At 68.8% G+C, this 8,467-nt stretch carries 3 protein-coding genes and 1 pseudogene; 1 reads left to right on the top strand and 3 read right to left on the bottom strand.

From position 1 onward, the window contains the following. The 3 genes and pseudogenes from FJV41_RS46155 to FJV41_RS46145 all read right to left on the bottom strand — a co-directional run. Positions 1-291: pseudogene (locus FJV41_RS46155) on the bottom strand (peptidase S1); the annotation flags it as partial. Positions 292-388: 97 nt separating this feature from the next. Continuing rightward, positions 389-1,978 carry a glycoside hydrolase family 57 protein gene (locus tag FJV41_RS46150; RefSeq protein ID WP_141649007.1) on the bottom strand — a complete coding sequence of 530 codons (1,590 nt, stop codon included), beginning with the start codon at positions 1,976-1,978 and terminating at the stop codon, positions 389-391. A 25-nt stretch (positions 1,979-2,003) separates the two neighbouring features. Further along, positions 2,004-4,814, bottom strand: a complete 2,811-nt coding sequence (locus FJV41_RS46145; RefSeq protein WP_141649006.1) for a DUF4912 domain-containing protein — start codon at positions 4,812-4,814, stop codon at positions 2,004-2,006. Positions 4,815-4,946: 132 nt separating this feature from the next. On the opposite strand from FJV41_RS46145, the gene FJV41_RS46140 reads away from it, so the two are divergent. Beyond that, a partial coding sequence (locus tag FJV41_RS46140) for a glycosyltransferase family 4 protein (RefSeq protein WP_141649005.1) occupies positions 4,947-8,467 on the top strand: 3,521 nt, incomplete at its 3' end.

The following is an 8,467-nucleotide window of genomic DNA, read 5'->3' as shown; positions in this document are numbered from 1 at the left end:
GCCTCCGCCACCGCCAAAGAAGCGGTCGAAGAGCGGGTTGTCCTCCATGCCCCTCGGCCCTCCGCCACCGCCACGGGCCTGCACGTCCACGTTGACGACGGCGGACTTCACCGAGTCCACCAGCGGCGCCAGCGAAGGGAGCGCCTGCGCCTCCCGGGTCGCCGGCTGGAGGTTGCCGGGCTGGCCCTGCGCGGGAGCGGGCGCCGGAGCCTGCGCCCACGAGGCCGACGGGACGGCGAGGAGCAGCGCGGTGGCCAGGGCTCTCCGGAACGCGACGGAAGAACGGTTCATATGCTCCCCAAGCTAAAGCCGAAATGCTGTCCCGCAAGTGAAACGGCCCACGGTCATCCATCGAAACATTCGAGCCCGACGCCCACGTGCCGGAAGGTCACCCCGGGCGATAGAGACGGTAGTCGAGTTCCGGAAAGACGTTGTCGCGGCCCTCCAATTGAGCAAGCCAGCCCTCGTCGATGGTGCCCGCGCGCAGCTCGTCGTGCAGCCGGAGGAAATGCCGCACGTGCTCCTGGGTGCGCCGCCTGGCGTACTCCACCATGGTGCCCGTCTTCATGATGAAGGCCCAGTCGGAGCTCTGGGCGAGCAGCAGTTCCCGCGCCGCCTGGTTGAGCGCGCGACGTTGCAGAACCGTGGCGTCGGGGAAGTCCCGCGCGAGCTCCACCATCTTCCGCGCGCAGTGGGTCAAGTGGCGGTAGACCCAGTCGTTGGTGCCATCCAGCCACATATGGGCGTAGCCGCCCGCGCCCCAGGAGGACATCGGCGGCGTGGCCACCTGGTTCTCCGGCGTCTCGCGCAGGTCGTCCGACGGCGTCACCAGCTCGAACGTGGACTGCTCGCGCGCCGCCTTGCGGATGAGGGCTTCCAGGAACCACGGGCCTTCGAACCACCAGTGCCCGAACAGCTCCGCGTCGTAGGGCGCGACGACCACGGGCTTGCGAGCTCCAAGACGCGAGGCGAGGTGCTCGATTTGTCGCTGGCGGTTGAAGAGGAAGTTGCCGGCGTGCACCGCGGCGCGCTCGCGCGCCAGCTCCGGGTCATAGGGCTGCTTGTCGTTCGTCTTCCCGGTGATGCGGTAGTACTTGAAGCCGGTGTTCTTCCGGTCCCCCGTGGGCTGGATGAAGGGACGGATGTAGTCCAGGTCCAGGTCCCAGCCGATGTCCCGGTAGAACTCGCGGTAGTCCGGGTCGCCCGGATAGCCGTGCTCGGAGCTCCAGACCTGCTGACTGCTCTCCGGGTCTCTCGCGAAGGCGGCGACACCCGACTCGGTGAAGATGGGTGCGTAGGGGCCATGCAGTGGACGCGGCGTGGCGTCCGTCAGGCCGTGCGTGTCCACGAAGAAGTAGCGGATGCGCTCGGCGGCCAGGACGCGCTCCAGGCCCGGGTAGTAGCCGCACTCAGCCAGCCAGATGCCCGCGGGGTCCCTGCCGAAGTTCTGACGGTAGTGGTTGGCGGCCACCGTCACCTGGGCGCGCACGGCCTCCGGCACCTGCTGCATGAGCGGCAGGAAGCCATGCGTCGCGTTGCACGTGAGGATGTCCAGGTGGCCCGCGTCCTGGAGGCGCCGGAACGCGGCGACGAGGTCCCGATGGTAGCGGTCGTGGAAGGCCCGGCGCAGGGACTCGAAGTGGTCGCGATAGAAGCGCGCCAGTCTCCCGAAGGTCGCGTCGTTCCGGGTGCGGTGGACCTCGCGGTCGCCCAACTCGCAGAGCTGGTCCAGCTTGCGCGAGTAGCGCGTCATCAGTAGCTCGTCACGGAGCATGGTGACGAGTGTGGGAGACAGCGTCATCGACAGCCGGAACGGGATGCCGTCTTCCGCCAGGGAGTCGAAGGCGAGGAGCAACGGGAGATAGGTCTCGGAGATGGCCTCGTAGAGCCAGTCCTCTTCGAGAAAGTCCTCGTGCTCGGGGTGTCGGACGAACGGAAGATGCGCGTGAAGGACGAGTGCGAGAGAGCCCAGGCTCATGGTCGGTCGAAGTGTCCTTGCGGGTTCACGAGCGGCCCCCACCCGAGGGCGGCTTCCGGTGCGCGTCCTGTTCCGAGGTTCCTGACGGGTGTGTCACCGCGCCAGGGGTCGTGTTGCCCGACAGGTCCGAGTAGCGCCGGTCCGAGGCCCCGTGAGCACGAGGTGGTGACTCGAAGTAGCGCAGGTCCGAAGCGCCCGACGCACGAGGCGGGGACTCGAAGTAGTTCAGGTCCGAGGCGCGGGGCGCGGACGCGAATTCCTCCGGGCCCGTGTTCGCGGGAGCTCGCTGTGAGGGCTCGGCGTAGCGCATGTCGGAGGCACCCGGCGCACGACCGATGTCCAGGTACTGATACGCGGGACGGACGCCCTGCGCTTCTCCGCGCACCGCTCCATCCTGGTATCGCTGGTCGGAGGCTCCAGGAGCGCGCACCTGCCCCAGTTCGAGATACTCGAACGCATGCGGCGACGACGTGGGCTGCACGACGCCGTCCCCGTACCGCATGTCCGACGCACCCGCCGCGCGCTCCTGCGCCTCCAGGTAGCGATGCGAGGCGAGGTAGCGCTGGTCCGAGGCACCGGGTGCGCGCTCGACACCTTGCAGATAGGTCCCGGAGCCCACCTGGGCGCCCGGTCCTCCGGGGGACGGAGGAACACCGGGCCCGACACCTTCACGGTGGACGACGGGAATGTCCTTCGCACCCGCGCTGCCGGGCAGATTCACGCGGTGCCACGTGACGTACTCGCGCTCGCGGTTCTCCTCAGTCGGGGTGGCGACGGGAGACACCACGGGTGCCTCGGGCTCCACCGGAATGGGCCGGCGAAGGAAGCGCACCGAGGTATCGGTCGACACGCCCGCTGGCGGAAGCGCCACGCGATTGCTGGAAGGACCGATGCGATGATTCCGCCCGTCGTGCCCGACGAAATGCGCCTCGAACCGGTACGGCCTCCCGGGTGAGAGCCCGTGGATGTAGTAGCCGCGCGACTCGAGTGCGCAATCCACTTCGCGCACGAGCAACTCGCCGTCGAAAACGCGCAGGACGGCTCGCGGCTCCTCCAGTCCGTGCATCGCACGCGCGCGCGTGGCGGGACTGAAATCCCACAGGGCGAAGAGGGTATGCGGGTCTCTCGGGAGGAGCAGCGCGGTGTCGTCCTGATACTCGACAGGAAGCGGCTCCAGTCCTTCGGACTCCGCATCAACGCGGGGAGCCGAGGTTGACGCAGCTTGCTCCTGGAGGTGATGCCGGCGGGCCTCCGCCTCACCTCGGACGCGCGCGACGAAGAAACCCTCGATCAGCGGCTCGGCGGGATGCTGTTCCACCGGAGGCACTGAGGGAGGTGTCCCCGAGCCTGGCTCGGACGGGGTGGCAGGGGCCGCTTCAGCACGAGCACCAGTCTCGACCTCGGGCTCCGCGAACGTCGCCGTGTCGCGCGAACCGCGGGGCTTGGGTGGAAAGTTCACGATGTGAGCCGGACGCGCGGAGGGTGGACTGTCCGGCTTCTCGGAAGCGCGCTTGGCCGCCACGCGTTTGGGTGCGGAGACACGTCCCTGCTCCGACATCTCGGTGGCCGCCTTCCGTGGGGTCTTTGCACGCGGTTTGTCAGCGGAGAGCGAATCCGCGGGCTTCGCCGTCTCGATGATGGGTACGGCACTCTCGACAGGGAAGTCGCTTCCCGTCGAGGGGACCGACTTCGCGGCGACTGCAGGCTCCTGCTCCGTTTCCGATACCGTCGAGCGATTCACCTCCGTGGGTGCCTCGCTCGTCGTGGTCGCAGCGGCGGAGACCTTCGGTGCTCGCTGCGCCTTCACCTTGGCAGATGCGGCCATCTCCGCCGTGGGCTCGAACTGGGGCCTTGCCTCGGACGATGCGGCGGCGACCTTCACCTTGGACGGTGCGGCGGCAACCTTGGCCTTGGGCTCAACCTGGGGCTTTGCCTTGGACGGTTCGGCGGCGACCTTCACCTTGGGCTCAACCTGGGGCTTTGCCTTGGACGATGCGTCGGCCGCCTTCACCTTGGGCTCAACCAAGACCATTGCCTTGGACGGTGCGTCGGCGACCTTTACCTTGGCCTCGTCCTGACGCTTCGCCTTGGACGAACTGGCGGCGACCTTCACCTTGGGCTCGTCCTGACGCTTCGCCTCGGACGAACTGGCGGCCACCTTCACCTTGGGTTCGACCTGGGGCTTTGCCCTGGACAATGCGGCGACCTTCACCTTGGGCTCGGCCTGACGCTTCGCCTCGGATGAGCTGGCGGCGACCTTCGCCTTGGACTCGACCTGGGGCTTTGCCTTGGATGAGCTGGCGGCGACCTTCGCCTTGGACTCGACCTGGGGCTTTGCCTTGGACGAACTGGCGGCGACCTTCGTCTTGGGTGGCGCGGCCGGAACTTTCACGGGGGGCTGTGCTTTCGCCCTGGATGACGCAACTCCAGCCTTCGCGGTCGGCCTGGCCGATACTGGTCCCGCTTTCGCTGACGGTTGCCCCTTCGCCTTCGAGGTCACGGTCGGCGCCTTCACTGGCGGAGCGGCCTTGGAAGCAGTCCGGGTCAACGCCTTCGATTTGGCGGAGGGCGTCATGACCTTGGCCTTCGCCGCGACCTCCCGAGTGGATTCGGGCTTCTTGGGGGCCTTGGCGGGCTCGGCCGAGGCTTTCTTCGCGGCGGGGCGCTTGCGCGGCAGCTCGATGCCCGCCAACCGGGCAAGCTTCGCGAGCGCGGGAACGAACCCGGCAAGGGCGGCGATCAACTCTTCCTTATTGAGCTTGCTGTATCCGCTCCCCAGATGCTTCCGGGCCAGCTCTCTCAGGGAGCCGACGGTGACGCTCTTGAGGTCGTCCATGGGCAAGGTCGCCTTTAGGTCGCCGGCCGTGGTGGGTCAACGTGCCAGCATTGCTTGTGTTCGTCGCCCGACCCCCTCCCCACCACCTCACCCGATGACACCCAGGATGCACCTGGGTATTCTGCCCCCGCTTTGAGCGACCTGCCCAGACTGCTCCTGTGCAGCTTCGACGTCATCCCCGGCCCTTCCGGCTCGTCACGTCGTTTGACCGAGTACCTCAAGGCGTTGCCGGATCGCTTCTCCGTGGTGGTGCTATCGGCGAAGACGCCTGACCACTCCCACATCGAGAAGTACCAGGGTGCTCGACTGCTGCGCGTCCCGGTAGGCTCGGGCGACCTCGCCTCTCGAATCCAGGCGTTCGAGCGGGCCGTCCGCCGCCAGCTCGAGAGCGAGGACTACGCGCTCGCCCACTTCACGGACCCCTTCGGCGGCTATGCCCTGTGCGAGCTGAAGGGCGACTACGGCTACCGCCTCATCTACGAGGCCCAGACCTTCCCCTCCCAGGAGCTGCGCTACACGCATCCGCAGACGGAGGGCGACCGGCGCTTCCTGTCGAAGGTCCGCAGGCAGGAGCTGTTCTGCCTGATGAACGCGGACCTCATCGTCACCGGCTCCCAGACGACGCGCTCGTACATCCAGTCGCTCGGTGCGAGCGAGGAGCTCATCCGCGTCGTGCGCGCCCCGGTGGACCTCGCGCCGTTCGCGCCCGATGTCCTGGGCGCTCCGGATGGCGAGCCCCTGCGGTTGATGTACCTGGGCAGCCACGTGGGCTGGCAGGGACTGCCGACGTTGCTGCGCGCCGTCGCGCTGGCGGGGCAACAGGTCGAGGTGCGCCTCACGCTCGTGGGAGCGCAGCACCCAGACTGGCAGCCCCATCTGGATGACCTCGTGAAGGACCTCGGCCTGAAGGACCGGGTGGAGTTCCAGCCGCCGGTGCATCACGACGACGTGGCGAAGGTGCTCGCGCTGGCGGACGTGGGAGTGCTCGCGCTCGACGACGTGGAGCGCAATCGGCTGCAGGGTGGCCCCCTGGCCAAGGTGTCCGAGTACTTCGCCGCTGGCCGTCCCGTCATCGCCGCCGACCTGCCCGTCTGCCGCGAACTCATTCCAGAGGACGCGGCGCTCTTCTTCCCGGCCGGGGACAGCCGTGCCATGGCCGACCGCATCATCGAGCTGGCGCGGAACGTTCCCCGTCGTGTCGAGATGGGCAATCGAGCCCGCGAGCACGCCGAGGCCGCGCTCGATGCCGGCGTCATCCGGGGCCAGTTGCTGGACCTCTACGACTCGCTGTTGGAGAAGCGAACGGGTCCGGTGACGAGGTCGAGCGAGGACGATCTACCGGCGGCGACGATGGTGACGGGGACCCCCACCAGCCGGCTCGCGACGCTGCTGCCTCCGGACAGTGGGCGGGTGAAGATTCCCCAGCCCGAGAAGCGAGAACCTGTCGCGGAGAGTTCCGCCGAGCCCCCTGTCGACGCCTCCAGTGACGACCCTCCCGTGGTGATGGGGATGGTGCTGGACGACGGGTTCGATACGCGACTCATCAAGACGGAGCCGGACGCACGCCCCATCGAACCGCCCGTCGTGATGGGTCTGCCCCTGCGCGAGAGGGCTGTCGTTCCTCCCGCGGCGACATCGAGTCCCGAGGTCTCCACCTCGAATGGAGCAACGAGTCCCGCGCCGTCAGAGCCGACGCCCCTGACGTCGACGGCCATCTCCGCGGACCCGACGCCCGTCACGCCGATTCGCGCGGCGTCGACCGAGGCGACGGGGTCCGAAGAGAAGCCTACCGACCGCCAGATGGAGGCTCGAGAGGAGGACGAAAAGCCCGAGGAGCCCAGCAAGTCCGCGACACCGCACCTCGAAGATGCTCCACCTGGCCCGACGCCGGTGGAGCCACAGTCGTCCAGGACGGACGAGGAATCACGTGCCCGTCCTGAGGCTGGCGAGCCCTCGAATGGGGACGACCGCGCGGATGAAGCGCCCTCGCCCACTCCGGTCGTCCGTGCACCTGCACCGCTGAGTCTCGACGAGCCCCCTTCGCCCACGCCCATCGTTCGGGCTCCAGCGCCGCTCCAGAGGGACGAGCCGCCCTCACCCACGCCGATCGTTCGGACTCCAGCGCCGCTCGAGCGGGATGAGCCGCCCTCGCCCACGCCGATCGTTCGGACTCCAGCGCCGCTCGAGCGGGATGAGCCGCCCTCGCCCACGCCCATTGTTCGGGCTCCAGCGCCGCTCCAGAGGGATGAGCCGCCCTCGCCCACGCCCATTGTTCGGGCTCCAGCGCCGCTCCAGCGGGAAGAGCCCCCTTCGCCTACGCCCATCGTCCGGGCTCCAGCGCCGCTCCAGAGGGATGAGCCGCCCTCGCCCACGCCCATCGTTCGGGCTCCAGCGCCGCTCCAGCGGGAAGAGCCCCCTTCGCCTACGCCCATCGTCCGGGCTCCCGCTCCGCTCCAGCGGGATGAGCCGCCCTCGCCCACGCCCATCGTTCGGGCTCCCGCTCCGCTTCCGTTCGACGAGCCGCCCTCGCCGACGCCCATCGTCCGGGCTCCGGCGCCGCTCCAGAGGGACGAACCGCCTTCGCCCACGCCCATCGTCCGCAGCCCTATCGCCGCAAGGCACGAGGACGAAGCACCTGCTCCGACGCCGATCATCCCTGCTCGCTCCGTGCTCGCCAGTCGGAGCACATCGTCGCGAGTGGAGACGCCTTCCCGTCGGATGTCTCAGCTCACCACTCCGACAAAGGGGACTCAGTCCGTCGACTCGGAGCGAGGAGCAGCCCGTACGGATGCGGTCCGCGAATCGGAGCGTCCGTCTGGGCGCACCAACTCCGTCTCCGAACCTGAGCGGTCCACAGGTCGCGCCGGTTCCTCCGCCGAATCGGACCGCCCGTCGGTTCGCGGCGCTGCCGTTCCCGAGCCAGAACGTCCTTCTGCGCGCGGCAGTTCCTCCACTGACTCTGAGCGCCCATCAGTTCGTGGCGCTGCCGTTCCCGAGCCAGAACGTCCTTCGGCGCGCGGCAGTTCCTCCACTGACTCTGAGCGCCCATCGGTTCGTGGCGCTGCCGTTCCCGAGCCAGAACGTCCCTCGGCACGCACGAGCGGCTCCACCGACTCGGAGCGCCCATCGGTTCGCGGTGCCCCGGTTCCCGAGCCTGAACGTCCCTCGGCACGCACGAGCGGCTCCACCGAATCGGAACGCCCGTCGGCTCGCGGTGCACCGGTTCCCGAGCCGGAACGCCCCTCCACACGTACGGGTTCGTCCACTGACTCGGAGCGTCCCTCCGTTCGCGGTACTCCCGTCCCCGAGCCGGAGCGCCCCTCTGGTCGAACCCCATCCGTGTCCGACGTGGAACGTGCGTCAACGCGCACGGGAACCACCGACTCGGAGCGTCCCTCTGTTCGCGGAGCCACTGCCCCGGATCCGGAGCGTCCCTCGGGCCGAACCACGTCCGTGTCCGAGCTGGAGCGCGCTTCAACTCGCACGGGAACCACCGACCCGGAGCGCCCCTCGGGCCGAGGAGCCGTCCCCGAGCTCCCGCCACGAAGCACCGACCCGGAGCGACACACCCCGCGCCCCTCGGGCATCGTCGAACCCGAGCGTCCGCGCGGCGCCTTTGACGCCGACCGACTCCCGCCCCTGGTCCGCCCGAC

It is taken from the genome of Myxococcus llanfairpwllgwyngyllgogerychwyrndrobwllllantysiliogogogochensis, from assembly GCF_006636215.1.
Classification (GTDB): Bacteria; Myxococcota; Myxococcia; order Myxococcales; family Myxococcaceae; genus Myxococcus; species Myxococcus llanfairpwllgwyngyllgogerychwyrndrobwllllantysiliogogogochensis.
Note: the sequence above shows the minus strand (reverse complement) of the source record. Positions and strands in the feature narration are given on the sequence as shown.